Source organism: Streptomyces sp. NPDC057565, assembly GCF_042801455.1.
Lineage (GTDB): Bacteria > Actinomycetota > Actinomycetes > Streptomycetales > Streptomycetaceae > Streptomyces > Streptomyces yanii.
Genome location: NZ_JBHVFU010000059.1, coordinates 13,543 through 40,372, shown reverse-complemented (window position 1 = coordinate 40,372; position 26,830 = coordinate 13,543). Strand labels below are relative to the sequence as shown.

Annotated in this window: 21 protein-coding genes; 16 read left to right on the top strand and 5 right to left on the bottom strand. The window is 68.2% G+C overall.

The features are described 5' to 3' along the window. Positions 1–11: 11 nt before the first annotated feature. The 8 genes from nusG (at position 12) to ACFU8W_RS43340 (ending at position 11,983) form a co-directional block, all read left to right on the top strand. On the top strand, positions 12–902 hold the full coding sequence (gene nusG / locus ACFU8W_RS43375; RefSeq protein WP_384050109.1) for a transcription termination/antitermination protein NusG: 891 nt from the start codon (positions 12–14) through the stop codon (positions 900–902). Positions 903–1,077: 175 nt separating this feature from the next. Further along, a complete protein-coding gene (gene rplK, locus ACFU8W_RS43370; protein WP_030914099.1) occupies positions 1,078–1,512 on the top strand; it encodes a 50S ribosomal protein L11 in 435 nt (144 codons plus the stop codon). A gap of 80 nt (positions 1,513–1,592) precedes the next feature. Next, positions 1,593–2,315 (top strand): 50S ribosomal protein L1, encoded by a 723-nt coding sequence (rplA, locus tag ACFU8W_RS43365; RefSeq protein ID WP_345514952.1) that lies wholly within the window; start codon positions 1,593–1,595, stop codon positions 2,313–2,315. A gap of 63 nt (positions 2,316–2,378) precedes the next feature. Beyond that, positions 2,379–2,597 (top strand): hypothetical protein, encoded by a 219-nt coding sequence (locus tag ACFU8W_RS43360; RefSeq protein WP_384050105.1) that lies wholly within the window; start codon positions 2,379–2,381, stop codon positions 2,595–2,597. A gap of 275 nt (positions 2,598–2,872) precedes the next feature. Beyond that, entirely contained in the window at positions 2,873–3,403 is a 531-nt protein-coding gene (gene rplJ, locus ACFU8W_RS43355; protein ID WP_345514953.1) for a 50S ribosomal protein L10, read from the top strand. A 111-nt stretch (positions 3,404–3,514) separates the two neighbouring features. Further along, a complete protein-coding gene (gene rplL / locus ACFU8W_RS43350; RefSeq protein ID WP_345514954.1) occupies positions 3,515–3,898 on the top strand; it encodes a 50S ribosomal protein L7/L12 in 384 nt (127 codons plus the stop codon). A 600-nt stretch (positions 3,899–4,498) separates the two neighbouring features. Then, positions 4,499–7,984, top strand: coding sequence for a DNA-directed RNA polymerase subunit beta (gene rpoB, locus ACFU8W_RS43345; protein WP_345514955.1), 3,486 nt, complete (start codon positions 4,499–4,501; stop codon positions 7,982–7,984). Between the two features lie 99 nt (positions 7,985–8,083). After that, complete coding sequence (locus ACFU8W_RS43340; protein WP_345514956.1) at positions 8,084–11,983, top strand: DNA-directed RNA polymerase subunit beta'; 3,900 nt, start codon at positions 8,084–8,086, stop codon at positions 11,981–11,983. A gap of 37 nt (positions 11,984–12,020) precedes the next feature. Here ACFU8W_RS43340 and ACFU8W_RS43335 read toward each other — a convergent pair whose 3' ends face one another. Beyond that, on the bottom strand, positions 12,021–12,338 hold the full coding sequence (locus ACFU8W_RS43335; RefSeq protein WP_384050100.1) for a hypothetical protein: 318 nt from the start codon (positions 12,336–12,338) through the stop codon (positions 12,021–12,023). Positions 12,339–12,698: 360 nt separating this feature from the next. Here ACFU8W_RS43335 and rpsL point away from each other — a divergent pair, with 360 nt between their 5' ends. The 4 genes from rpsL (at position 12,699) to tuf (ending at position 17,062) form a co-directional block, all read left to right on the top strand. Continuing rightward, positions 12,699–13,070, top strand: a complete 372-nt coding sequence (gene rpsL / locus ACFU8W_RS43330; RefSeq protein ID WP_003948652.1) for a 30S ribosomal protein S12 — start codon at positions 12,699–12,701, stop codon at positions 13,068–13,070. A gap of 2 nt (positions 13,071–13,072) precedes the next feature. Continuing rightward, on the top strand, positions 13,073–13,543 hold the full coding sequence (gene rpsG, locus ACFU8W_RS43325; protein ID WP_030977935.1) for a 30S ribosomal protein S7: 471 nt from the start codon (positions 13,073–13,075) through the stop codon (positions 13,541–13,543). Between the two features lie 38 nt (positions 13,544–13,581). Then, positions 13,582–15,708 carry an elongation factor G gene (gene fusA / locus ACFU8W_RS43320; protein WP_345514958.1) on the top strand — a complete coding sequence of 709 codons (2,127 nt, stop codon included), beginning with the start codon at positions 13,582–13,584 and terminating at the stop codon, positions 15,706–15,708. 160 nt (positions 15,709–15,868) lie between these two features. Further along, complete coding sequence (gene tuf, locus ACFU8W_RS43315; protein WP_266358734.1) at positions 15,869–17,062, top strand: elongation factor Tu; 1,194 nt, start codon at positions 15,869–15,871, stop codon at positions 17,060–17,062. Between the two features lie 105 nt (positions 17,063–17,167). On the opposite strand, the gene ACFU8W_RS43310 is transcribed toward tuf, so the two are convergent. The 4 genes from ACFU8W_RS43310 to ACFU8W_RS43295 form a co-directional block, all read right to left on the bottom strand. After that, positions 17,168–19,147 (bottom strand): PIG-L family deacetylase, encoded by a 1,980-nt coding sequence (locus tag ACFU8W_RS43310; RefSeq protein WP_384050120.1) that lies wholly within the window; start codon positions 19,145–19,147, stop codon positions 17,168–17,170. Positions 19,148–19,328: 181 nt separating this feature from the next. Further along, the gene (locus ACFU8W_RS43305; protein ID WP_384050096.1) at positions 19,329–19,787 is read right to left on the bottom strand and encodes a GNAT family N-acetyltransferase; all 459 of its coding nucleotides are present in this window, start codon (positions 19,785–19,787) and stop codon (positions 19,329–19,331) included. Positions 19,788–19,861: 74 nt separating this feature from the next. After that, positions 19,862–22,684: a poly(A) polymerase gene (locus ACFU8W_RS43300; RefSeq protein WP_384050093.1), complete on the bottom strand. Its 2,823-nt coding sequence runs from the start codon at positions 22,682–22,684 to the stop codon at positions 19,862–19,864. A gap of 2 nt (positions 22,685–22,686) precedes the next feature. After that, complete coding sequence (locus tag ACFU8W_RS43295) at positions 22,687–24,336, bottom strand: RNA ligase family protein (RefSeq protein WP_384050091.1); 1,650 nt, start codon at positions 24,334–24,336, stop codon at positions 22,687–22,689. Positions 24,337–24,873: 537 nt separating this feature from the next. Between ACFU8W_RS43295 and rpsJ the strand changes: the two genes are divergently transcribed. From rpsJ to rplW, 4 genes are read left to right on the top strand one after another with little or no spacing between them, the layout of a single operon-like run. After that, a complete protein-coding gene (rpsJ, locus tag ACFU8W_RS43290) occupies positions 24,874–25,182 on the top strand; it encodes a 30S ribosomal protein S10 (RefSeq protein ID WP_003948644.1) in 309 nt (102 codons plus the stop codon). A 13-nt stretch (positions 25,183–25,195) separates the two neighbouring features. Beyond that, positions 25,196–25,840: a 50S ribosomal protein L3 gene (gene rplC, locus ACFU8W_RS43285; RefSeq protein ID WP_030914132.1), complete on the top strand. Its 645-nt coding sequence runs from the start codon at positions 25,196–25,198 to the stop codon at positions 25,838–25,840. A 4-nt stretch (positions 25,841–25,844) separates the two neighbouring features. Then, the gene (gene rplD / locus ACFU8W_RS43280) at positions 25,845–26,495 is read left to right on the top strand and encodes a 50S ribosomal protein L4 (protein ID WP_266982601.1); all 651 of its coding nucleotides are present in this window, start codon (positions 25,845–25,847) and stop codon (positions 26,493–26,495) included. Then, positions 26,495–26,818, top strand: a complete 324-nt coding sequence (gene rplW / locus ACFU8W_RS43275) for a 50S ribosomal protein L23 (protein WP_030914135.1) — start codon at positions 26,495–26,497, stop codon at positions 26,816–26,818. The genes rplD and rplW overlap by 1 nt, the downstream gene beginning before the upstream one ends. Positions 26,819–26,830 lie beyond the last annotated feature (12 nt).

The following is a 26,830-nucleotide window of genomic DNA, read 5'->3' as shown; positions in this document are numbered from 1 at the left end:
AAGCAGCCACCGTGTCTGACCCGAACCTGAACGACGCCGTCGACGCGACGGCGGGCGACGTCGAGTCCGCCGAGGACGAGTTCGAGATCGTCGAGGCGGCGGACGCTGTGGAGCCGGACCAGGCCGAAGCCGACGACGCTGCCGCGGGCGAGCCCGCCGAGCAGGCCGCCGTGCGCGTCGAGGACGAGGACGGCTCCGAGGACGAGACCGACTCCGAGGAGGCCGAGGACAGCGCGTCCGAGAGCGACGAGGAGGCCGAGGAAGAGGCCGAGCCGGCCGCTCCCGTCGACGCCGTCACCGCGCTCCGTGACGAGCTCCGCGGTCTCCCCGGTGAGTGGTACGTCATCCACACCTACGCCGGTTACGAGAAGCGTGTGAAGGCCAACCTGGAGCAGCGCGCCGTCTCGCTCAACGTCGAGGAGTTCATCTACCAGGCCGAGGTGCCCGAGGAAGAGATCGTCCAGATCAAGAACGGCGAGCGGAAGAACGTCCGTCAGAACAAGCTCCCGGGTTACGTCCTGGTGCGCATGGACCTGACGAACGAGTCCTGGGGCGTCGTCCGCAACACGCCCGGAGTCACCGGCTTCGTGGGCAACGCCTACGACCCGTACCCGCTGACCCTGGACGAGATCGTCAAGATGCTCGCCCCGGAGGCCGAGGAGAAGGCCGCCCGCGAGGCCGCGGAGGCCGAGGGCAAGCCGGTTCCGTCCCGCAAGGTCGAGGTCCAGGTGCTGGACTTCGAGGTGGGCGACTCGGTCACCGTCACCGACGGCCCGTTCGCGACGCTGCAGGCGACGATCAACGAGATCAACGCCGACTCGAAGAAGGTCAAGGGTCTCGTCGAGATCTTCGGCCGCGAGACCCCGGTCGAGCTCAGCTTCGACCAGATCCAGAAGAACTAGCGGTTTCCGCCGACTCCTGGACACATGCCTACCGAGCAGGTCAGAGAGGCTTCGCAGCTTCTCTGACCTGCTCGGTTTTTGGTCGCGCAGCTATACCCGTTATCGTTGTGCGGTATGCCTGCATCCGGATGACCGGATGACGGCGAAAAACTCTCACTAGGACCCGGAGAGAGCAATGCCTCCCAAGAAGAAGAAGGTCACGGGGCTTATCAAGCTCCAGATCAACGCCGGAGCGGCCAACCCGGCCCCGCCGGTCGGCCCCGCGCTCGGCCAGCACGGCGTCAACATCATGGAGTTCTGCAAGGCCTACAACGCCGCGACCGAGTCGCAGCGTGGCATGGTCGTGCCGGTGGAGATCACGGTCTACGAGGACCGCTCCTTCACCTTCGTGACGAAGACCCCGCCGGCCGCCAAGCTCATCCTCAAGGCCGCGGGTGTGGACAAGGGCTCCGGCGAGCCGCACAAGACCAAGGTCGCGAAGCTCACGAGCGCCCAGGTCCGCGAGATCGCCACGGTCAAGCTGCCCGACCTGAACGCCAACGACCTGGACGCCGCGTCGAAGATCATCGCCGGCACCGCCCGTTCGATGGGCATCACGGTCGAGGGCTGATCAGCCCCGTAGTCCTTCAGTGGCAGGGCCAAGCGCTGGCCCGTACCACGCCTCCACACCTGAAACCACAGGAGCAAGAAGTGAAGCGCAGCAAGAACCTCCGCGCTGCGGACGCCAAGATCGACCGGGAGCGCGTCTACGCCCCGCTCGAGGCTGTCCGTCTCGCCAAGGAGACCGCGACCACCAAGTTCGACGGCACCGTCGAGGTCGCCTTCCGCCTGGGTGTTGACCCTCGCAAGGCCGACCAGATGGTCCGTGGCACCGTGAACCTCCCGCACGGCACCGGCAAGACCGCCCGGGTCCTGGTCTTCGCGACCGGTGACCGTGCTGCGGCCGCGGAAGCCGCGGGCGCCGACATCGTCGGCGCCGACGAGCTCATCGACGAGGTGGCGAAGGGCCGTCTGGACTTCGACGCCGTCGTCGCCACCCCGGACCTCATGGGCAAGGTCGGCCGCCTCGGCCGGGTGCTCGGTCCGCGTGGTCTGATGCCGAACCCGAAGACCGGCACCGTCACCCCCGATGTCGCGAAGGCTGTCAACGACATCAAGGGCGGCAAGATCGAGTTCCGCGTCGACAAGCACTCGAACCTGCACTTCATCATCGGCAAGGTCTCCTTCGACGAGACGAAGCTGGTCGAGAACTACGCCGCGGCGCTGGAGGAGATCCTCCGTCTGAAGCCGTCCGCCGCCAAGGGCCGCTACATCAAGAAGGCCGCACTGGCCACCACGATGGGCCCCGGCATCCCGCTGGACGCCAACCGCACCCGTAACCTCCTCGTCGAGGAGGACCCGGCCGCCGTCTGAGCCTCCGCGCTCGCACGACAGCCGTGTCACGTGTGACACCGACGGGCCCCGCAACCTTTCGAGGTGCGGGGCCCGTCCTCGTATCCGCCAGGGGGCGTACGGGGCGTCGCCACCACGCACTACCCCGGGACGGCCGACGCCGACAGGCCGACCGCGAAAAGGCTCCCGGCTCGACGCCGGTACGGCACCCAGGCCACGGTCGAGGAGCCTCCTGCCGCCGGCACGGTCGACTTCCAGAAGCTCGTGGAACAGCAGCAGGGCGGCACCGCCAGCGCGTCCTAAACCTCCCGCACCGCCCGAACCGGGGCGGATTTGCTTGGCGCGACCCCGGTCGCGTACTCTCCTCCAGAAGCCAAAGACCGCTGGTCGTTGCTGCGCTCTCGCAAGAGGGGGCAGTGACCGAAGGATCCGTTGAGTGCGGGCGACCTGCGCAGGTGACTGTGGAAAGCTCCCGGACTTCGTTCGGTCGAGCTACGCCCTGGCGCCTGCGCCGGGGCGTTTCGTCTTTCCCGGCCCCTTCTGAGCGGTCCTCATCACCCGGAAGGAGGCCGACGCTCATGGCAAGGCCCGACAAGGCTGCCGCGGTAGCCGAGCTCGCGGACCAGTTCCGCAGCTCGAACGCCGCCGTGCTGACCGAGTACCGGGGTCTCACCGTGGCACAGCTCAAGCAGCTGCGCCGTTCGCTCGGTGAGAACGCCCAGTACGCCGTGGTGAAGAACACGCTGACCAAGATTGCGGCCAACGAGGCCGGGATCACTTCGCTGGACGACCAGTTCACTGGTCCGACGGCGGTTGCCTTCATCACCGGTGACCCGGTGGAGTCGGCGAAGGGTCTTCGTGACTTCGCCAAGGAGAACCCGAACCTGATCATCAAGGGCGGTGTCCTTGATGGCAAGGCGCTGTCCGCCGATGAGATCAAGAAGCTTGCGGACCTCGAGTCCCGCGAGGTTCTGCTCAGCAAGCTGGCCGGTGCCTTCAAGGGCAAGCAGTCTCAGGCTGCCTCGCTCTTCCAGGCGCTGCCGTCGAAGTTCGTCCGCACCGCGGAGGCGCTTCGCGTCAAGCTCGAAGAGCAGGGCGGTGCCGAGTAATTCGGCTCGCGCAATGATCGTCGCCCACTAGGGAGACGGTCGCAGCGGGCCGAACGTACGCCCGCCTACATGTACATCCGGCACCTGCCGAATTAGTGGAAGGACGCCATCATGGCGAAGCTGTCCCAGGACGACCTGCTCGCGCAGTTCGAAGAGATGACCCTCATCGAGCTCTCCGAGTTCGTGAAGGCCTTCGAGGAGAAGTTCGACGTCACCGCCGCCGCCGCGGTCGCCGTTGCCGCCCCGGGTGCCCCCGGCGCCCCGGTCGAGGCTGCTGAGGAGAAGGACGAGTTCGACGTCATCCTCACCGGCGCCGGCGAGAAGAAGATCCAGGTCATCAAGGTCGTGCGTGAGCTGACCTCGCTGGGTCTGAAGGAGGCCAAGGACCTCGTCGACGGCACCCCGAAGCCGGTCCTCGAGAAGGTCGCCAAGGAGGCCGCCGACAAGGCTGCCGAGTCCCTCAAGGCCGCCGGCGCTTCCGTCGAGGTCAAGTGACTCAGGGAGTCTGCTGACTCCTTCTGACGGCCCGTGCCGCACGGCACGGACGTCACATCACGAAGGGCGACCACCCATCCGGGTGGTCGCCCTTCGGCGTACCCGAGACGGTTGCCTTGCTCTTCCGTGGTTGACGAGTATGGTGATCATCGCCGTACGCCTCTCGGGGCTGTCGGCCGATGCCGAGGGGCTGCGGGTGACGGTCTCGGGGGCCCTGTCCTGGCAGGGGGGGGCCTTGACGAACCGCACGTGGCGCGCAATTCTCAGGACGCGTCGTCACATCGATCCGAATCCGAGGCATGGATCGGTGACGAAGAGGGCAGTAAAGAAGAGCGCGTTCCGCGCGAGGGCGATTCATAGGTGTTGAGAACAGCTGTTGCGAGCTACAAGGGTCTCTGAGAACCCGGACTGGACATCAGTGTGCCGTTTGGCTACACTGACCCTTTGCGCTGCCTGTTAGCTGCCTCCTGCCCGTCACCAGGGGCATGCCCACGCTTGAGCACCGATGACCGATCCTCCCTGACCTGGGATTTCTGTCTCCGTGTCCAACTTGGGACCGGTACGCGCGTAGTGAGTCCGAGCCCTCGGAAGGACCCCCTCTTGGCCGCCTCGCGCAACGCCTCGACCGCGAATACGAACAACGGTGCCAGCACCGCCCCGCTGCGCATCTCTTTTGCAAAGATCAAGGAGCCCCTCGAGGTTCCGAACCTCCTCGCGCTGCAGACCGAGAGCTTTGACTGGCTCCTCGGCAATGCCGCCTGGAAGGCTCGCGTCGAGGCTGCTCTGGACAGTGGACAAGACGTCCCCACCAAGTCCGGCCTGGAGGAAATCTTCGAGGAGATTTCACCGATCGAGGACTTCTCCGGGTCGATGTCGCTTACGTTCCGCGACCACCGCTTCGAGCCCCCGAAGAACTCGATCGACGAGTGCAAGGAGCGCGACTTCACGTTCGCCGCCCCGCTCTTCGTCACGGCCGAGTTCACCAACAACGAGACCGGCGAGATCAAGTCCCAGACGGTCTTCATGGGCGACTTCCCGCTCATGACCAACAAGGGCACCTTCGTCATCAACGGCACCGAGCGTGTCGTCGTGTCGCAGCTCGTCCGCTCGCCGGGTGTCTACTTCGACTCCTCCATCGACAAGACGTCCGACAAGGACATCTTCTCCGCCAAGATCATCCCGTCCCGGGGTGCCTGGCTCGAGATGGAGATCGACAAGCGCGACATGGTCGGTGTCCGCATCGACCGCAAGCGCAAGCAGTCCGTGACCGTTCTCCTGAAGGCTCTCGGTTGGACCACCGAGCAGATCCTCGAGGAGTTCGGCGAGTACGAGTCCATGCGCGCCACCCTGGAGAAGGACCACACCCAGGGCCAGGACGACGCGCTGCTCGACATCTACCGCAAGCTGCGCCCGGGCGAGCCGCCCACCCGCGAGGCTGCTCAGACGCTGCTCGAGAACCTCTACTTCAACCCGAAGCGCTACGACCTCGCGAAGGTCGGACGCTACAAGGTGAACAAGAAGCTCGGCGCGGACGAGCCGCTGGACGCCGGGGTGCTCACCACCGACGACGTCATCGCGACCATCAAGTACCTGGTCAAGCTGCACGCCGGGGAGACCGAGACGGTCGGCGAGTCCGGCCGGACGATCGTCGTCGAGACCGACGACATCGACCACTTCGGCAACCGTCGTCTGCGCAACGTCGGCGAGCTCATCCAGAACCAGGTCCGTACGGGTCTCGCCCGTATGGAGCGCGTCGTGCGTGAGCGCATGACGACCCAGGACGTCGAGGCGATCACGCCGCAGACCCTGATCAACATCCGGCCGGTCGTCGCCTCCATCAAGGAGTTCTTCGGCACCAGCCAGCTGTCGCAGTTCATGGACCAGAACAACCCGCTGTCGGGTCTCACCCACAAGCGCCGTCTGTCGGCACTCGGCCCGGGTGGTCTCTCCCGTGAGCGGGCCGGCTTCGAGGTCCGTGACGTGCACCCGTCCCACTACGGACGCATGTGCCCGATCGAGACCCCTGAAGGTCCGAACATCGGTCTGATCGGTTCGCTCGCCTCGTACGGACGTGTCAACGCGTTCGGCTTCATCGAGACGCCGTACCGCAAGGTCGTCGACGGCCAGGTCACCGACGAGGTCGACTACATCACGGCCGACGAGGAAGACCGTTACGTCATCGCCCAGGCGAACGCGACCCTCTCCGAGGAGCTCCGTTTCGTCGAGCCCCGCGTCCTGGTCCGCCGTCGTGGCGGAGAGGTCGACTACGTGCCCGGCGCGGACGTCGACTACATGGACGTCTCGCCGCGCCAGATGGTGTCCGTCGCCACCGCGATGATCCCCTTCCTGGAGCACGACGACGCCAACCGTGCCCTCATGGGCGCGAACATGATGCGTCAGGCGGTGCCGCTGATCAAGTCTGAGGCTCCGCTCGTCGGCACGGGCATGGAGTACCGCTGCGCCACCGACGCCGGTGACGTCCTGAAGGCCGAGAAGGACGGTGTCGTCCAGGAGGTCTCCGCGGACTACATCACCGTCACCAACGACGACGGCACGTACACCACGTACCGCATCGCCAAGTTCTCGCGCTCCAACCAGGGCACCTCGGTCAACCAGAAGGTCGTCGTCTCCGAGGGCGACCGGGTCATCGAGGGCCAGGTCCTCGCCGACGGGCCGGCCACCGAGAACGGTGAGATGGCGCTCGGCAAGAACCTGCTCGTGGCGTTCATGCCGTGGGAGGGTCACAACTACGAGGACGCGATCATCCTGTCGCAGCGCCTCGTGCAGGACGACGTCCTCTCCTCGATCCACATCGAGGAGCACGAGGTCGACGCCCGTGACACCAAGCTCGGCCCGGAGGAGATCACCCGGGACATCCCGAACGTCTCCGAAGAGGTCCTCGCCGACCTCGACGAGCGCGGCATCATCCGTATCGGTGCCGAGGTCGTCGCCGGTGACATCCTCGTCGGCAAGGTCACGCCCAAGGGTGAGACCGAGCTGACCCCCGAGGAGCGCCTGCTCCGCGCGATCTTCGGTGAGAAGGCGCGCGAGGTGCGCGACACCTCGCTGAAGGTGCCGCACGGTGAGATCGGCAAGGTCATCGGCGTCCGCGTCTTCGACCGCGAAGAGGGCGACGAGCTGCCGCCGGGCGTGAACCAGCTGGTCCGCGTCTACGTCGCGCAGAAGCGCAAGATCACCGATGGTGACAAGCTCGCCGGCCGTCACGGCAACAAGGGCGTCATCTCGAAGATCCTCCCGATCGAGGACATGCCGTTCTTGGAGGACGGCACCCCGGTCGACATCATCCTCAACCCGCTGGGTGTCCCGTCCCGAATGAACCCGGGACAGGTCCTGGAGATCCACCTCGGCTGGCTCGCCAGCCGCGGCTGGGACGTCTCCGGCCTCGGTGACGAGTGGGCCAAGCGCCTGCAGGCCATCGGCGCCGACCAGGTCGCCCCCGGCACCAACGTCGCCACGCCCGTCTTCGACGGTGCGCGCGAGGACGAGATCTCCGGTCTCTTCGAGGCCACGATCCCGAACCGCGACGGCGACCGCCTGGTCCAGCCCTCGGGCAAGGCCAAGCTGTTCGACGGCCGCTCCGGTGAGCCGTTCCCGGACCCGGTTTCGGTCGGGTACATGTACATCCTCAAGCTCCACCACCTCGTCGACGACAAGCTGCACGCTCGCTCGACGGGTCCGTACTCCATGATCACCCAGCAGCCGCTGGGTGGTAAGGCTCAGTTCGGTGGACAGCGCTTCGGTGAGATGGAGGTGTGGGCGCTGGAGGCATATGGCGCCGCTTACGCCCTCCAGGAGCTGCTGACGATCAAGTCCGACGACGTGACCGGCCGCGTGAAGGTCTACGAGGCCATCGTCAAGGGCGAGAACATCCCCGAGCCGGGCATCCCCGAGTCCTTCAAGGTGCTCATCAAGGAAATGCAGTCGCTCTGCCTCAATGTGGAGGTGCTCTCCTCGGACGGCATGTCCATCGAGATGCGCGACACGGACGAGGACGTCTTCCGCGCGGCGGAGGAGCTCGGTATCGACCTGTCCCGGCGCGAGCCGAGCAGCGTCGAAGAGGTCTGACGGGTCTGGCCGGGGCCTCGCTCATGAGGCCCCGGCCCTGCCCCGGACCCGTTCAGACCATTGATTGAGACTCGACCCCGAAAGAGGGATTGACGACAAGTGCTCGACGTCAACTTCTTCGACGAGCTGCGGATCGGCCTTGCCACCGCGGACGACATCCGGACCTGGTCGCACGGCGAAGTGAAGAAGCCGGAGACCATCAACTACCGCACGCTCAAGCCCGAAAAGGACGGACTCTTCTGCGAGAAGATCTTCGGTCCGACCCGGGACTGGGAGTGCTACTGCGGCAAGTACAAGCGTGTCCGCTTCAAGGGCATCATCTGTGAGCGTTGTGGCGTGGAGGTCACGCGCGCCAAGGTGCGTCGTGAGCGCATGGGCCACATCGAGCTTGCCGCCCCCGTCACCCACATCTGGTACTTCAAGGGCGTCCCGTCGCGTCTCGGCTACCTGCTTGATCTCGCGCCGAAGGACCTCGAGAAGGTCATCTACTTCGCCGCGTACATGATCACGTTCGTGGACGAGGAGCGCCGTACGCGTGACCTGCCCTCGCTGGAGGCGCACGTCTCCGTCGAGCGTCAGCAGGTCGAGAACCGTCGCGACTCCGACCTGGAGGCCCGCGCCAAGAAGCTCGAGAGCGACCTGGCCGAGCTCGAGGCCGAGGGCGCCAAGGCCGACGTGCGCCGCAAGGTGCGCGAAGGTGCCGAGCGTGAGATGAAGCAGCTGCGCGACCGTGCGCAGCGCGAGATCGACCGTCTCGACGAGGTGTGGAACCGCTTCAAGAACCTCAAGGTCCAGGACCTCGAGGGCGACGAGCTGCTCTACCGCGAACTGCGTGACCGCTTCGGCACGTACTTCGACGGCTCCATGGGTGCCGCTGCCCTGCAGAAGCGTCTGGAGTCCTTCGACCTCGACGAGGAGGCCGAGCGCCTCCGCGAGATCATCCGTACCGGCAAGGGCCAGAAGAAGACCCGTGCGCTCAAGCGCCTCAAGGTCGTCTCCGCGTTCCTGCAGACCAGCAACAGCCCCAAGGGCATGGTGCTCGACTGCGTGCCGGTCATCCCGCCGGACCTGCGTCCGATGGTGCAGCTGGACGGTGGCCGCTTCGCGACCTCCGACCTGAACGACCTGTACCGCCGTGTGATCAACCGCAACAACCGCCTCAAGCGTCTCCTTGACCTCGGTGCCCCCGAGATCATCGTGAACAACGAGAAGCGGATGCTGCAGGAGGCCGTCGACGCGCTGTTCGACAACGGCCGCCGTGGTCGCCCGGTCACCGGTCCGGGCAACCGCCCGCTGAAGTCCCTGAGCGACATGCTCAAGGGCAAGCAGGGTCGTTTCCGTCAGAACCTTCTCGGTAAGCGTGTGGACTACTCCGCGCGTTCCGTGATCGTCGTCGGTCCGCAGCTGAAGCTGCACCAGTGCGGTCTGCCGAAGGCGATGGCGCTGGAGCTCTTCAAGCCGTTCGTGATGAAGCGCCTGGTCGACCTGAACCACGCGCAGAACATCAAGTCGGCCAAGCGCATGGTCGAGCGCGGCCGCACCGTGGTGTACGACGTCCTCGAAGAGGTCATCGCCGAGCACCCGGTGCTGCTGAACCGTGCACCCACCCTGCACCGCCTCGGCATCCAGGCCTTCGAGCCGCAGCTGGTCGAGGGCAAGGCCATCCAGATCCACCCGCTCGTCTGCACCGCGTTCAACGCGGACTTCGACGGTGACCAGATGGCCGTGCACCTGCCGCTCTCCGCGGAGGCGCAGGCCGAGGCCCGCATCCTGATGCTGTCCTCGAACAACATCCTGAAGCCGGCCGACGGTCGTCCCGTCACCATGCCGACCCAGGACATGGTGCTGGGCCTGTTCTTCCTCACCACGGACGAGGAGGAGCGCAAGGTCATCGGCCAGGGCCGTTCCTTCGGTTCCACGGCCGAGGCGATCATGGCCTTCGACGCCGGCGAGCTGTCGCTCCAGGCGCAGGTCGACATCCGCTTCCCGGTGGGCACCATCCCGCCGCGTGGCTGGGTGCCGCCGGTCGCCGAGGAGGGCGAGCAGGAGTACCAGCAGGGCGACACGTTCCGGCTGCGTACGTCCCTGGGCCGCGCGCTCTTCAACGAGCTGCTGCCCGAGGACTACCCGTTCGTCGACTACTCGGTGGGCAAGAAGCAGCTCTCCGAGATCGTCAACGACCTGGCCGAGCGCTACCCCAAGGTCATCGTGGCGGCGACGCTCGACAACCTGAAGGCGGCCGGTTTCCACTGGGCGACCCGCTCGGGTGTCACCGTGGCCATCTCCGACGTCGTCGTGCCCGAGGCCAAGAAGGCCATCGTCGCGGGTTACGAGGCTCAGGACGAGAAGGTCCAGAAGCAGTACGAGCGCGGTCTGATCACCAAGGACGAGCGCACGCAGGAGCTCATCGCGATCTGGACCAAGGCGACCAACGAGGTTGCCGAGGCGATGAACGCGAACTTCCCGCGGACGAACCCCATCTTCATGATGGTTGACTCGGGTGCCCGAGGAAACATGATGCAGATGCGTCAGATCGCCGGTATGCGTGGTCTGGTGTCCAACGCCAAGAACGAGACCATCCCGCGTCCGATCAAGGCGTCCTTCCGTGAGGGCCTCACCGTTCTGGAGTACTTCATCTCCACGCACGGTGCCCGTAAGGGTCTGGCGGACACCGCCCTGCGTACCGCCGACTCGGGTTACCTGACCCGTCGTCTGGTGGACGTCTCGCAGGACGTGATCATTCGCGAGGAGGACTGCGGCACCGACCGTGGCCTCAAGCTGAAGATCGCCGTCAAGGGTGCGGACGGTGTGCTCCGCAAGACGGAGGACGTCGAGACCTCGGTCTACGCCCGCATGCTCGCCGAGGACGTCGTCGTCGACGGCAAGGTCATCGCGCCTGCCAACGTCGACCTCGGTGACGTCCTGATCGACGCCCTGGTGGGCGCCGGCGTCGAGGAGGTCAAGACCCGTTCGGTCCTGACCTGTGAGTCCGCGGTCGGCACCTGTGCCTTCTGCTACGGACGCTCGCTCGCCACCGGCAAGCTGGTCGACATCGGTGAGGCGGTCGGCATCATCGCCGCCCAGTCCATCGGTGAGCCCGGTACCCAGCTGACGATGCGTACCTTCCACACCGGTGGTGTGGCCGGTGACGACATCACCCAGGGTCTGCCCCGTGTCGTCGAGCTCTTCGAAGCCCGTACGCCCAAGGGTGTCGCCCCGATCTCGGAGGCGGCCGGCCGCATCCGTATCGAGGAGACCGAGAAGACCAAGAAGATCGTCGTCACCCCGGACGACGGCAGCGACGAGACGCCGTTCCCGATCTCGAAGCGTGCCCGTCTGCTCGTGGGCGAGGGCGACCACGTCGAGGTGGGCCAGAAGCTCACCGTGGGTGCCACCAACCCGCACGACGTGCTGCGCATCCTCGGTCAGCGCGCGGTCCAGGTCCACCTGGTCGGCGAAGTCCAGAAGGTGTACAACTCGCAGGGCGTGTCGATCCACGACAAGCACATCGAGATCATCATCCGGCAGATGCTGCGCCGCGTGACGATCATCGAGTCCGGCGACGCGGAGCTGCTGCCGGGCGAGCTGGTCGAGCGGTCGAAGTTCGAGACCGAGAACCGTCGTGTGGTCACCGAGGGCGGTCACCCCGCCTCCGGCCGTCCGCAGCTGATGGGTATCACCAAGGCCTCGCTCGCCACCGAGTCGTGGCTTTCGGCGGCGTCCTTCCAGGAGACGACCAGGGTTCTGACCGACGCGGCGATCAACGCCAAGTCGGACTCCCTGATCGGCCTCAAGGAGAACGTCATCATCGGTAAGCTCATCCCGGCCGGTACGGGCCTGTCCCGCTACCGCAACATCCGGGTCGAGCCGACCGAGGAGGCCAAGGCCGCGATGTACTCGGCCGTCGGCTACGACGACATCGACTACTCGCCGTTCGGCACGGGCTCCGGCCAGGCCGTTCCGCTGGAGGACTACGACTACGGTCCGTACAACCAGTAAGCGAGTCGGTTCGAAGGTCTGAACGCCTGAAGGGCGGTCACCCCGTTGCGTACGGGGTGGCCGCCCTTCGGCGTGCGTGGGTCGGCGTCCGGGCCACAGACAGGGCCGCAGGTGGTGCAGCCGGGTCGTCCTGGCTCTCACCCAGGTGCACGGTGTGCAGCACCTCGGCGAGCATCCGCGCGAAGCCGAGCGCGGTGGCGCGCAGCTCGGCGCGGCGGCCGGCGGCGGCCATCGGGCAGGGGAGGACGGGCAGGAGCAGCGGCAGCCCGTACAGGACGGTGACGGTGGCAGGACGGTGACGGTGGCGAAGGCGAGGGCGCCGAAGAGAGGTGTGACGGTGTGCACGGGGCGTCATGGGGTGCGCCGCGTCGACCGGTGAGCACGTGGGCTGATGAAAATGACCGGGGCATGTGCGGGGAACGACTGGTTTGCACCAGGTGGTGAACGGGCCGCAACGCTCTGTCCTGCGTGTCCCGGCGGACAGCATTTGTTTTGACCGGAGTCCGTGAGGTAGGTACGCTCAGACCTTGTGCCTGGGGTGTGCCTGGGCTCGTGTGCGTGTCCTCAACCGCACGGCGAGTCCGTCAGTGGCCACCGCGATCTGTGCCCCCTTCTGCCCTCGGGCGGGAGTCCACAGTATTCGACACACCCGACCGCGTGGGTCGGTGACGTTCCAGGTTAGTTTCACGAACGGCACACAGAAACCGGAGAAGTAGTGCCTACGATCCAGCAGCTGGTCCGGAAGGGCCGGCAGGACAAGGTCGAGAAGAACAAGACGCCCGCGCTTGAGGGTTCGCCCCAGCGCCGCGGCGTCTGCACGCGTGTGTTCACGACCACCCCGAAGAAGCCGAACTCGGCCCTCCGTAAGGTCGCGCGTGTGCGTCTGACCTCCGGTATCGAGGTCACGGCCTACATCCCGGGTGAGGGACACAACCTGCAGGAGCACTCCATCGTGCTCGTGCGTGGTGGCCGTGTGAAGGACCTGCCGGGTGTTCGTTACAAGATCATCCGCGGCTCCCTTGACACCCAGGGTGTCAAGAACCGCAAGCAGGCCCGCAGCCGCTACGGCGCCAAGAAGGAGAAGTAAGAATGCCTCGTAAGGGCCCCGCCCCGAAGCGCCCGGTCATCATCGACCCGGTCTACGGTTCTCCTCTTGTCACCTCGCTGATCAACAAGATCCTGCTCAACGGCAAGCGTTCCACTGCCGAGCGGATCGTGTACGGCGCCATGGAAGGCCTCCGCGAGAAGACCGGCAACGACCCGGTCATCACGCTGAAGCGCGCGCTTGAGAACGTCAAGCCCTCGCTCGAGGTCAAGTCCCGCCGTGTCGGTGGCGCCACTTACCAGGTGCCGATCGAGGTCAAGCCCGGTCGCGCCGCCACCCTCGCGCTGCGCTGGGTCGTGGGTTACTCCCGCGCCCGCCGCGAGAAGACGATGACCGAGCGCCTCATGAACGAGCTGCTCGACGCCTCCAACGGTCTTGGCGCTGCCGTCAAGAAGCGCGAGGACACCCACAAGATGGCCGAGTCCAACAAGGCCTTCGCGCACTACCGCTGGTAGTCGCTACCCACATCGAGACCGAGAGAAGATTGAGCCTTATGGCCACCACTTCGCTTGACCTGGCCAAGGTCCGCAACATCGGGATCATGGCCCACATCGACGCGGGCAAGACGACCACCACTGAGCGGATCCTCTTCTACACCGGCGTTTCTTACAAGATCGGTGAAGTCCACGACGGCGCAGCCACGATGGACTGGATGGAGCAGGAGCAGGAGCGCGGCATCACGATCACGTCCGCCGCGACGACCTGCCACTGGCCGCTCAATGATGTTGACCACACCATCAACATCATCGACACCCCGGGTCACGTCGACTTCACCGTCGAGGTGGAGCGTTCGCTCCGCGTCCTCGACGGCGCTGTCACCGTGTTCGACGGTGTCGCGGGCGTCGAGCCGCAGTCCGAGACCGTCTGGCGTCAGGCGGACCGCTACGGCGTGCCGCGTATCTGCTTCGTCAACAAGCTCGACCGCACCGGTGCCGACTTCTTCCGCTGTGTCGACATGATCACGGACCGCCTCGGCGCGACCCCGATCGTGATGCAGCTCCCGATCGGTGCCGAGGCCGACTTCACGGGTGTCGTCGACCTCGTGACGATGAAGGCGTTCATCTACCCGGTGGAAGCCACCAAGGGCGAGGCGTACGACATCGTCGACATCCCCGCGAACCTGGTGGAGAAGGCCGAGGAGTACCGCGCCAAGCTCCTCGAGGCCGCCGCGGAGAACGACGAGGCCCTCATGGAGCTCTACCTGGAGGGCGAAGAGCCTTCCGCGGAGCAGCTCTACGCGGGCATCCGTCGCATCACCATCAACTCGGGCAAGGGCGGCGAGACGACCGTCACCCCCGTGTTCTGCGGCACCGCGTTCAAGAACAAGGGCGTTCAGCCCCTGCTCGACGCCGTCGTGCGCTACCTCCCCTCCCCCCTGGACGTCGAGGCCATCGAGGGCCACAGCGTCAAGGACCCGGAGGAGGTCGTCAAGCGCAAGCCGTCCGAGGACGAGCCGCTCGCGGCCCTCGCGTTCAAGATCATGAGCGACCCGCACCTCGGCAAGCTCACCTTCGTCCGGGTCTACTCGGGCCGCCTGGAGTCCGGCACCTCGGTGCTGAACTCCGTCAAGGGCAAGAAGGAGCGCATCGGCAAGATCTACCGCATGCACGCGAACAAGCGTGAGGAGATCGAGTCGGTGGGCGCCGGCGACATCATCGCCGTCATGGGCCTGAAGCAGACCACCACCGGTGAGACGCTGTGCGACGACAAGAACCCGGTGATCCTGGAGTCCATGGACTTCCCGGCGCCGGTCATCCAGGTCGCCATCGAGCCCAAGTCCAAGGGTGACCAGGAGAAGCTGGGTGTCGCCATCCAGCGTCTCTCCGAGGAGGACCCGTCCTTCCAGGTGCACTCGGACGAGGAGACCGGCCAGACCATCATCGGTGGTATGGGCGAGCTTCACCTCGAGGTGCTCGTCGACCGGATGAAGCGCGAATTCCGCGTCGAGGCCAACGTCGGCAAGCCCCAGGTCGCGTACCGCGAGACGATCCGCAAGGCCGTCGAGCGCATCGACTACACCCACAAGAAGCAGACCGGTGGTACCGGTCAGTTCGCCAAGGTGCAGATCGCGATCGAGCCCATCGAGGGCGGCGAGGCCTCGTACGAGTTCGTCAACAAGGTCACCGGTGGCCGCATCCCCCGTGAGTACATCCCCTCGGTGGACGCGGGTGCTCAGGAAGCCATGCAGTTCGGCATCCTGGCCGGTTACGAGATGGTCGGCGTCCGCGTCATCCTTCTCGACGGTGGCTACCACGAGGTCGACTCCTCCGAGCTGGCGTTCAAGATCGCCGGTTCGCAGGCGTTCAAGGAGGGTGCCCGCAAGGCGTCCCCCGTGCTCCTCGAGCCGATGATGGCCATCGAGGTGACCACGCCCGAGGACTACATGGGCGATGTCATCGGTGACATCAACTCCCGCCGTGGCCAGATCCAGGCCATGGAGGAGCGCAGCGGCGCTCGCGTCGTGAAGGGCCTCGTGCCCCTTTCGGAGATGTTCGGCTACGTCGGAGACCTCCGCAGCAAGACCTCGGGTCGCGCAAGCTACTCGATGCAGTTCGACTCCTACGCCGAGGTTCCGCGGAACGTCGCCGAGGAGATCATCGCGAAGGCCAAGGGCGAGTAACTCTCCCGAGCTCACGCTTTAGGCTTGTCACCGGAGCCTGGTGGGGCATTCGTCGCAGAGCGCAAGCAATGCGGTGAATGCCCCCGGGCCCGGCATCCCAGCAAAGATCACCTGGCGCCGATGAAGCAAGGCGTACAGAACCACTCCACAGGAGGACCCAGTGGCGAAGGCGAAGTTCGAGCGGACTAAGCCGCACGTCAACATCGGCACCATCGGTCACATTGACCACGGTAAGACGACCCTCACGGCCGCCATTACCAAGGTGCTGCACGACGCGTACCCGGACCTGAACGAGGCCTCGGCCTTCGACCAGATCGACAAGGCTCCTGAGGAGCGCCAGCGCGGTATCACGATCTCGATCGCGCACGTCGAGTACCAGACGGAGTCGCGTCACTACGCGCACGTCGACTGCCCGGGTCACGCCGACTACATCAAGAACATGATCACGGGTGCCGCGCAGATGGACGGCGCCATCCTCGTGGTCGCCGCCACCGACGGCCCGATGCCGCAGACCAAGGAGCACGTGCTCCTGGCCCGCCAGGTCGGCGTTCCGTACATCGTCGTCGCCCTGAACAAGGCCGACATGGTGGACGACGAGGAGATCCTGGAGCTCGTCGAGCTCGAGGTCCGTGAGCTCCTCTCCGAGTACGAGTTCCCGGGCGACGACCTGCCGGTCGTCAAGGTCTCGGCGCTCAAGGCTCTTGAGGGCGACAAGGAGTGGGGCCAGACCGTCCTCGACCTGATGAAGGCCGTCGACGAGTCGATCCCGCAGCCCGAGCGCGACGTCGACAAGCCGTTCCTGATGCCGATCGAGGACGTCTTCACGATCACCGGTCGTGGCACTGTCGTCACCGGTCGTATCGAGCGTGGTGTCCTGAAGGTCAACGAGACCGTCGACATCGTCGGTATCAAGCAGGAGAAGACCACCACCACGGTCACCGGCATCGAGATGTTCCGCAAGCTGCTCGACGAGGGCCAGGCCGGTGAGAACGTCGGTCTGCTCCTCCGTGGCATCAAGCGCGAGGACGTCGAGCGCGGCCAGGTCATCATCAAGCCCGGTTCGGTCACGCCGCACACCGAGTTCGAGGCCCAGGCCTACATCCTGTCGAAGGACGAGGGTGGCCGTCACACCCCGTTCTTCAACAACTACCGCCCGCAGTTCTACTTCCGTACCACGGACGTGACGGGCGTTGTGACCCTCCCCGAGGGCACCGAGATGGTCATGCCGGGCGACAACACCGTCATGAACGTCGTGCTGATCCAGCCGGTCGCCATGGAAGAGGGCCTGAAGTTCGCCATCCGTGAGGGTGGCCGGACCGTGGGCGCCGGCCAGGTCACCAAGATCGTCAAGTAATTACCTGACTGTCTGACCTGGTAGCTCCGCACAGAGCACCAAGAAGGGCCCCGGCCCGCCGCGCAAGCGGTGGACCGGGGCCCTTCGCCATGTCCCGGTGCGGCGTCACGGACGCCAGAACCAGGGGCGGGCGTCGGGCCCCAGCCCCACCACCGCCGGGCGCCTCACGCCTTCCGCGTGGAGCGCGGGACCGTCGAGCGCCACCGCTCCCCGCGTGCGTACGGAGAGCCCCGCGCCGGTACGGAGCTGGATCTGGCCCTTCTCGGTGCGGCCCAGCAGCACCTGACCGAACGGCGAACCGGCCACGGTCACCGGCCCGTACCCGTCGAAGTCGGTGCGTTGCTCCGCCGCACCCGCGCGTACGACCGTCAATGCGGCTCGCGCCGCCGCCCGGTACAGCAGCTCCACGGACCCGTCCGCGACGACCTGCGCGGCCGCCCCGTCGCCCGGCACCGGCGCCCCGTCGATCTGCGGATGGGCGGTCAGTTCGGCTCCGGGTGTCTCCTGCGTCCAGTGGTGCACCGTGTGATGCCCGGCGGCGAACACATGGACCAGGCCCTGCCCGTCCACCACGGCGCTCAGTCCGTCCTGGACCTCGCCGCCGCCCGTGTCCCGCCAGTCGCTCCACCACCCGGACGGTTCCCGCACCCGCGTGCTCACGCCCTTGTCCGCGTTCCGTACGAAGAGATGGACCCGCCCGTCGGAGGCCGTCACCGCCACCGGGACGCCGATCCTGCGGCCGCGGTCCTCGTCCCGCTCCGGGTTGCCCAGCCCCCGCCAGGCGCGGAAGGCGCCGTCGGGGGAGCTCTGTTCGAGGAGCACGATCTCCCGCTCGTCGGCCGCCCCGTGTCCACCGAGCGCCGCGAAGCGCAGCCCGAACAGCAGCTGCCTGCCGTCCGCCGTCGTCGCCCCGCCGAGCACCGGTGCCAGCGGTCCGCCGCCGAGATCGTCGGGATCGTCCCAGACCCCGCTGCCGGGTGCGCTCTCGCGCCACCGCACCGCCCGCAGTCCGAGGACTCCGTACGCGGTGAGCCGCCCGTCCGTTCCGGTGGCGAGGGTCGGGCGGGGGCCCGGGTAGCGGTAATGGGTGGAGCGGACCCAGCCCTTGCGGTTGGTCAGCGGCCTGCCGCCGCCCACGTTGTAGTCACCGCAGCCCGCCACGTTCCCGCACCGCCAGTCGGCCTCGCCCCCGTACGGGACGAGGTGCGCCGCCTTCTCCTTCAGCACGCGGTACGGCAGGTTCTTCGGCCAGTGCCGGTTGTAGTAGCCGCGGTACGCCGTGGTGACGAACCGCGGCACGGGCCCACCGCCGCCGGTGACGCGGGCCACCCACCGGATCAGCGCCGCCCAGGTGAACGAGGCGGTCGCGGTGTGGTCGGGGTGGTCGGAGTAGCCGGGCTGCTCGCTGTCCCGGCGGCGGGCAGCCTCGGTGCTGTGCTGGATGTCCGGGTCCGGGTCCATGGTGTGGACGAGGGTCGGCCGGTAGTGGTCGAGGAGCCCGACGAGGACGTCGATCATCCTGTCGTACGTGTACCAGCCCACCCGCTTCAGCGGCGAGCCCTCGGCGACGACGGTGGGCAGGCCGAGCTCCCGGTCGTGCCAGAGGCTGGGCAGGCCCAGCCTGCCGCGGCCGGTGTGCATCGCCGTATTGAGGAAGATCAGCTCGACCCGGCGTCCATGGTGCGTCAGGGTGTTGATCTCGGCCCGGAGCCCGTCCGCCGGCGCGATGACGGACTTCTGCCAGGCGGTGAACATCGGCAGCCCGAGCTGGATCGCGTACGACTGGCGCAGCCCCTGGTGCCTGGCGGAGGAGTATGCGGCCTTGTCGGCGGCGGGCCGTGGCGCGCCGGGAATCCGGTTGAGGCCGATGGCCTCACCGGCGGTGAGGTACACACAGACCACCGGGGTCCCGGCGTCCAGAGCCTGCTGGGTGTCCGGGTTCATGAAGTACAGGTCGTCGTCCGGGTGGGCGAGGATCTGCATCAGCAGGGACTGCCGGGCGTCTCCGATCACCATTCCGGGCGCCGGATCCGCCATGGCGTCACTGCGCCGGGGCGCCGGTACGGAACAGGCGCCGACGCCCATCAGGGCGGCTGCGGCGGCCGCCACGACGCTGCGCCGCCGCACCCCGGCACCGCCCGGTCCCAGGCCGAATCGATCCCTCACGCCCCGTGCTCCGTCCGTTCACCCCGTCGAAGCGGCCGGTCGGTGCCGCTTCCCGCGGCAGATTAGACGGGGATCGGAGCGGTCGCGTTGCTTGTCGCGGCTACACGCCGGACCGGCGCACCATAAAGACATCGATCGGGTCCTCGCGCTCCAGGGTGAACCCGTGGCGTTCGTACAGCTGACGGGCGGCGCTGCCCTGGAGGACGTCCAGGCGGACGTCCACGCCCGCGGCATCGGCGCGTTCCAGCAGTCCGCGCAGGACGGCGGTACCGATACCACGGCCCTGGAGGGCGGGGGAGAGGTAGAAGTTCTCCAGCCACCAGCCGCTCTCGACCGGGCGCAGGGTGACGCAGCCGGCGAACACGCCGTCGGCGACCACGACGGAGGTGTGCTCCGCCGCGAAGATGTCCCGCAGCCGCTGCCGCACGCGATGCTCGTCGTAGCGGCCCAGGCGCTCCAGGTCGGGGCGCATGACAACGGCCCGGAGCTCCGCCACCTGCTCGACGTCGGCGGGGTCCGCGGGGCGCAGGGCCCAGCCCCGGTTCGTAGGCACAGACATGGCGGGATTCTCGCAGGGCCGTCAGCGGCCGCCGTGAGGGCGCTGTACGTCCGGGGCACCGCGCCCGGGCCCGGTCAGTGCAGGGTCGGCACGTCCCCGCCGTCGACGCGCGTGAGAGTGACCCCGGTGAGTCCCCGCAGTCGGCGCTCCGCGACCCCTTCGACCAGTGCGTGGTCCGGAGGGACCGGACCGAGGCCGATCGCATAGCGGACCGGGTCCGCGCCGAAGGGGCGGGGCCAGGCGTGGGACTCGGGGGCGACTTCCGACAGGTCGCCGAGCAGGGCGCGCATGCGGCCGCGCACCCGGCCCTCGTCCGGTCCCGGGCGTACGGCCACGACCGCCCAGGCCGCGTGGCGGCGGTGCAGCGGTGGCGGCGACAGCAGCCCGGGGGAGCCCGCCTCCAGCAGCTCCCAGGCACGGAACAGCTCCTGGGTGAGCAGGTCGCGCATGCCCGGCGTGACCTGGTCGGTGCAGGAGCGTACGGGCTCCGACGGAGTCGTGATCGTGACCGGCGGTTCCGGCGTCTGCGGTCCCGCCGTACCCACCGGCACGCGCCAGTCCCAGGCCGCCCAGGTCGCGAAGAAGCGCCTCAGCAGCCCGTCGGGCGACAGGTCATCCGCCCCGCGGACCGTACGGGCCGCCAGGAGGGACCACGCCAGGCCGGGAAGTCCGCCGAACGGCGCCGAGTCCAGGCCGCGTGCCTTCGCCCACGCCTTGACCTCCCGGGCCAGTCGCGCGAAAGCCTCCTGCCGGTCGCCCGCCAGGGCGAGCACCGCCTCCGCGTCGCTCACCGCGCTGAGCGCGACCGCCGCCGCCTCGCCCAACTCCGCTCGGCGCTCGATCGCATCCGCCGGGTCCATCGGACCGGTGGGGACCACGACCAGGTCCACGCGCAGGCCGTCGACGTCCGTCCGCAGGCCGGGGACCCGCGCTCCGGCCACCTCCCGGACGTCCGCCGCGTCCGGCAGCACCGCCGCCAACCGGGCTCGTACAACGGTCAGTTCGGCATCGCCCGGCAGCGCCGCCACCAGATCCAGATCCGCGCCGGGCAGGGCGCAGCCCATGCGCCGGGAGCCGACGACGTGAACGACCCCGTCGGCCAGCGCCTCGCGGACGCGGCGCACGACACCGGTGGCGTCCGCGACCGGTCGGGCGCCGCCCGAGGCCGGGCCGGGGTTCCCGTGTCCGGGGTTTCCGTGTCCGGGCGCGAGGGGCTCGTCCGCCGGGTGCGCGTCCGGTACCCAGCGCACCTCGCCCGTTCCCAGCGCCACCGTCGCCCGTATCCGCATCGGCTCGTCGCCGCGGCGCGACAGCAGCGCCAGCTCCCCGACCCGGACCGGCATCGGATCGAGCCGCCAACCGCACTCGGCGGCCAGGGCGTGCGGGTCCCTGGTCCGGCCCAGGCTGAGGTGCGGGGTGAATCCCCCGTGGTGGCCACGGCAGGTGGGGAACCGCCGTACGAGCTCCTCCCACAGGCCGGCCCACGGTTCCCCGCCCCCGGCCGCCGGGTCCAGCCACACCGTGGCCCCCTCGCGGTGCCCGAACCACTGCACACCCGCCAGCAGCGCGTCGAAGGGTGCACACCCGGCGGCAGCGGCGGCGAGCAGCGGCGCGGCCTGTTCGAAGGCGTACTCCGGGACGAAGCCGAAGAGCAGATTGACGTGCGGCGGCCAGCGGCGGATCTGCGGGTCGTGGTCCCGCCGGATCGCCTGCAGCGGCGGCCAGAGCTCCTGCGGCGGAATCCATGCCAGTGCCGTACGGGGCGTGGGCTTCACGTCCAGGGCCTCGGCGCTCTCCGCGTCCACAGGGGCCAGTTCGGTCAGCACGCCGTAGTGGTCGGAGATGTACAGGCCCTCGGCCGTGGGGATGTCGCCACGGAGTTCGGCGCGCCGCACCCGCAGTCCCTCCGCGCGCAGCAGTACCCGGTCCAGCCGGGACGCACGCCCGGTCAGCGAGGCGACGGAGGCCAGCGGATTGACGCGCGGGTCGAACGTCGGTGTCGCATCGTCCGGACCGTGGACCTCGCTCCACGCGTCGCGCATTCCGAGCGTCGTGCCCGGCGCGTCGGTGCCGTCGTTGAAGTCGCCCATGAGGACGAGGTCACCGTCCAGGGATGCCAGCCCCTCGGCGATCCGGGCCAGCTCGGCGTTGCGCCGCTGTGTGCCGTTCTCCGAGTGGTCGCTGCTCAGGTGGGTCGTGGCTACTGTGACCGGCCCGGCGCCGGTCTCCGCGACGAGGGCCGCCACCGCCTTGTGCGGGCCGAGCTCGTGGTGACCGGCCTCCCGCACGGGCAGCCTGCTCAGCAGCAGCAGACCGCACGCGTCGACGTCCCGCGCCGCCGGTTCCGTCCCCAGGGTGTACGCCTCACGCACCCACGGCTCCCGCAGCAGCAGGGTGAGCAGCTGCGGCTCGACCTCCTGGAGCGCGATGACATCGGCGTCGGCCTCGCGGAGCGCGGCGATCAGCAGCGGTCTGCGCGCGGCCGTGTCGATGCGGTCGGCGTCGTAGCGGTCCCACAGGGTGTTCCAGGTCAGTACGCGCAGCCGTCCCCCGGGCCCGGCGCCCCGGGGTGTCCGCGCAGGGACCCAGTCGGCGCCGTCCCAGGCGTACGGCGTGCGGGCGGTGAAGAACGGCGCCCGCAGCCTGCGTGCCTCGCGCACCCGCCCGGCGTCCGTGTCGTCGATCCGGTCGACGCCCGTGGTCCGGTCCCATACGACCTCGCCGTCGGCCTCGAAGAACAGCACCCGGTGCCAGGGGATCTCGCCGCCCGGCACGAACGCGGGCAGCGGGATGCGCTCGGGCGGGGCCCCGCGCTGGTTGATCCCGACCACGAAACGGGCGGGGTCGAAGCGCGCGTCCCAGCACACCCGGTGGTAGATCTCCTCGCTGGTGCGCACGGCTATGCCTCCTCCTCGATCGTCCCGCTCGCCCCGATGTACCAGGTGCGGTGCGCCTGGCCCGGGTACGGCGGGGCGAAGCGGTGCAGCTGGGCGGCGAGAACGCCGGGCGGCACCGGGTGCTCGCGTCCCGCGTTGCGCCGGGTCAGCTCGTCCTCGTCGACGAGCATCACGGCGTGGGTGACCAGTGCGTCCCGGCGCCGGGCGACGGAGCGCACCAGGGAACGCTGCTGCTGATTGAGTGAGGTCGCGTCCCACACCACGGTCCCGCCGGCGGCCAGCGCGGCGTCCAGCCGGTCGAGTCCGGTGCGCAGGACATCCGCGTTTGCCTTCTGGTCGGCGCGGGAGCCGCGGGCCGCGCGCAGCTCGTCGAGGCAGATGAGGGTGTCCACCCCGGCCAGCTCCCGTGCGAACGTGCTCTTGCCGCTGCCTGACGGGCCGACCATCTGGATCAGCTTCGGGAAGGCGCCCGACCGCCACCGCCAGGTGGCCGCGACCGCTTCCCCGGCCGTGCGGATCCGTCCGAGCGCGTACGCCTCGCGTGCCTCGGCCAGGCAGCGGACCGAGGCGTCGGTGTCCAGCCCGGCGAACTGCTCCCGCAGCCCGGCGAGCGGTCCGGCGTCCTGCGCGTGCAGCGCGGACCACTCCACCTGGTCGCGCGCCTCGTCGTCCCGGGCGGTCGCGCGTGCGACGGCATGGAGGACGCCCAGGTCGGCGGCGTACGACAGCCGCACCAGACCGGCGCGCCGCTCCTCGTCCGGGTAGGGCCGGTGCAGGGCCGGATGCAGCCCGACGAGGTCGGCGACGCGCCTGGCCAGCGGCATGCCCAGCGCCGGGGCGAGCTTCGGCGCGAGCCACGACCGCCGGCTGCCGTGCAGCAGCGCAGCCAGTACGCCGGAGAGACGGACGTCCCCCGACTGCCCGACGGCCAGCCGGCCGAGGGCATCCGCGTCCCCGCCGGGCAGATCCAGCGCGGCGGCCAGAGCCTGCGCGTCGGCGTCGGCGCCCGCCCGCACCGCCCACAGCGGTGCCTGCGGGCCCAGACCGTTCGCGACGACGGCCGCGTGCATCCAGTGCGTACCGGTGCGTACATGGTGGGGCCTGACCCACTTCGCGACCCGCCGCGCGAAGTCGTCGTCGGCGAATCCTTCGACGGTCCGGACGACGTACCCCTCCTGGCGGTCCCGGTCGACGCCGAGCGCCCGCAGCGCCCGCTCGTCGAACGTGCCCCTCCACAGCACCCTGGGCACGGGGATGCCGAGTGCGCGCAGACAGCTCACCGTCTCGTCCCAGTCGAGGCAGCGCCCGTCCGCCTCCCACACGGAGAAGCCGTAGAAGTAGCTGTCCAGGCCCTCGTACGCGATCGAGTGCCGGGCGTACATGTTCTCGCCGCACACTCGCCGGCCCGTGGGGATCGCGTGCCCGATCCGGCCCTGCAGGGCCTTGACCCAGGTCCTGGACGGGTGAGGCGCCGAATCCGGCGAACGGGCGTGCACACCGTCGGCGTACAGAGTGGTGTTCTCGCCGTCGAGCTTCTCGGTGACGACGACCTCGCGGCCACGGAACCCGCACAGGCCGGTCACCCGTACATCGTCCGTGGTCGCCCCTGGGGACCACGGCAGATGCGGTGTCCGTGGATAGTGCGTACGCATGACGGTCGAGGCCCCCGTGTCGATGACGTGGTCAGCGTAGGAGGGTGGGGGAGCGGCGTTCCAGCGGATATTCCTCCCGCTGTTCTCCCGGCTCCCCGCCGCCGCGTCGCAGGGCGTCGGACGAGCCGCGGTTTGACACGCAACACCCGCGGGGTAATCTCTTCGGCCGGATTGGCCAGGCTCCCGCCGCGTATGGCACACTGACCAGGTTGCTCGGTTGAGTGTCAATGCTGCGCGCCTCCCGCCGGGAGGACCGGAAGCGAGTCCCACAGTACTCGTCGGCCCCATGAGGGCCGGACGTACGGGAATCTTTCGGGAAGCGTAAGTGGGGCGCCGGCCAGGCACCCGGTGGGTGTTCCACCCCCGACGCTCTTCATTGAGCACAGCGCGGTCCATGGCCCGCACCCCCTTGGTTGGGAAATCCTTCGGGAGATCTGCGTAGAGGGGATGCGACACGCCCGACCGCGTGGGTCGGAGGAGGAGTTACCAGAACCCCCGGGTTCCAGAGCGTTACGAGAGACAGGACTACTAGTAGCCATGGCGGGACAGAAGATCCGCATCCGGCTCAAGGCCTACGACCACGAGGTCATCGACTCCTCGGCGAAGAAGATCGTCGAGACGGTGACCCGCACTGGTGCGTCGGTCGCGGGCCCGGTGCCGCTGCCCACTGAGAAGAACGTGTACTGCGTCATCAAGTCGCCGCACAAGTACAAGGACTCGCGCGAGCACTTCGAGATGCGCACGCACAAGCGCCTCATCGACATCCTCGACCCCACGCCGAAGACGGTTGACTCGCTGATGCGTCTCGACCTGCCGGCCGGCGTCGACATCGAGATCAAGCTCTGAGGTGACGCGCGAGATGGCTAAGAACATTAAGGGCGTCCTGGGCGAGAAGCTCGGCATGACCCAGGTCTGGGACGAGAACAACCGGGTCGTCCCGGTGACCGTCGTCAAGGCCGGGCCCTGCGTCGTCACCCAGGTCCGCACCAACGACAGCGACGGCTACGAGTCGGTCCAGATCGCCTTCGGCGAGATCGACCCGCGCAAGGTGAACAAGCCCCTCAAGGGCCACTTCGCCAAGGCCGACGTGACCCCGCGCCGCCACCTGGTGGAGCTCCGCACCCCTGACGCCAGCGAGTACACGCTGGGCCAGGAGGTCACTGCCGCAGTGTTCGAGTCCGGCGTCAAGGTTGACGTCACGGGCAAGAGCAAGGGCAAGGGCTTCGCCGGTGTGATGAAGCGTCACAACTTCAAGGGTGGCAAGGCGTCCCACGGTGCCCACCGTGTGCACCGTATGCCCGGCTCCATCGGTGGCTGTGCCACCCCCGGCCGTGTCTTCAAGGGCATGCGCATGGCGGGTCGCATGGGCAACGAGCGTGTCACCACCCAGAACCTGACCATCCACGCGGTTGACGCGGAGAAGGGTCTGCTCCTCATCAAGGGCGCAGTCCCCGGTCCGAACGGCGGCCTCGTCCTGGTCCGTACCGCGGCCAAGGGGGCTTGAGGTAATGAGCACCATTGACATCCTTTCGCCGGCAGGCGACAAGGCCGGTACCGTCGAGCTCCCCGCGGAGATCTTCGACGCGAAGACCAGCGTTCCGCTGATCCACCAGGTCGTTGTCGCTCAGCTGGCTGCTGCCCGTCAGGGCACGCACAAGACCAAGCGTCGCGGCGAAGTCCGTGGTGGTGGCCGCAAGCCGTACCGCCAGAAGGGCACCGGCCGCGCCCGCCAGGGTTCGACCCGCGCACCGCAGTTCGTCGGCGGTGGCGTCGTCCACGGCCCGCAGCCGCGCGACTACTCGCAGCGCACCCCGAAGAAGATGAAGGCCGCCGCCCTGCGCGGTGCCCTCTCCGACCGGGCACGCCACTCCCGTATCCACGTCGTCACCGGCGTGGTCGACGGTGCAGTCTCCACGAAGGCCGCCAAGACGCTGTTCGGCAAGATCTCGGAGCGCAAGAACCTGCTCCTGGTCGTCGAGCGCGCCGACGAGGCCGCGTGGCTGTCCGCCCGCAACCTGCCCCAGGTGCACATCCTGGAGCCGGGCCAGCTCAACACGTACGACGTGATCGTCTCCGACGACGTGGTCTTCACTCAGGCCGCCCTCGAGTCCTTCGTGTCTGGCCCCAAGGCCGATGAGACCGAAGGGAGCGACGCCTGATGAGCGAGGCGACCGTAACCAGCAAGACCTTCACGGACCCGCGCGACGTTCTCGTCAAGCCGGTCGTTTCCGAGAAGAGCTACGCGCTGCTCGACGAGAACAAGTACACGTTCATCGTCGCGCCCGGCTCCAACAAGACCCAGATCAAGCAGGCCGTGGAAGCGGTCTTCTCGGTCAAGGTCACCGGGGTCAACACGATCAACCGGCAGGGTAAGCGCAAGCGCACCAAGACCGGTTTCGGCAAGCGCGCCGACACGAAGCGCGCCATCGTGACCCTCGCCGAGGGCGACCGTATCGACATCTTCGGCGGTCCGACCGCCTAAGGGCGGTCTGGA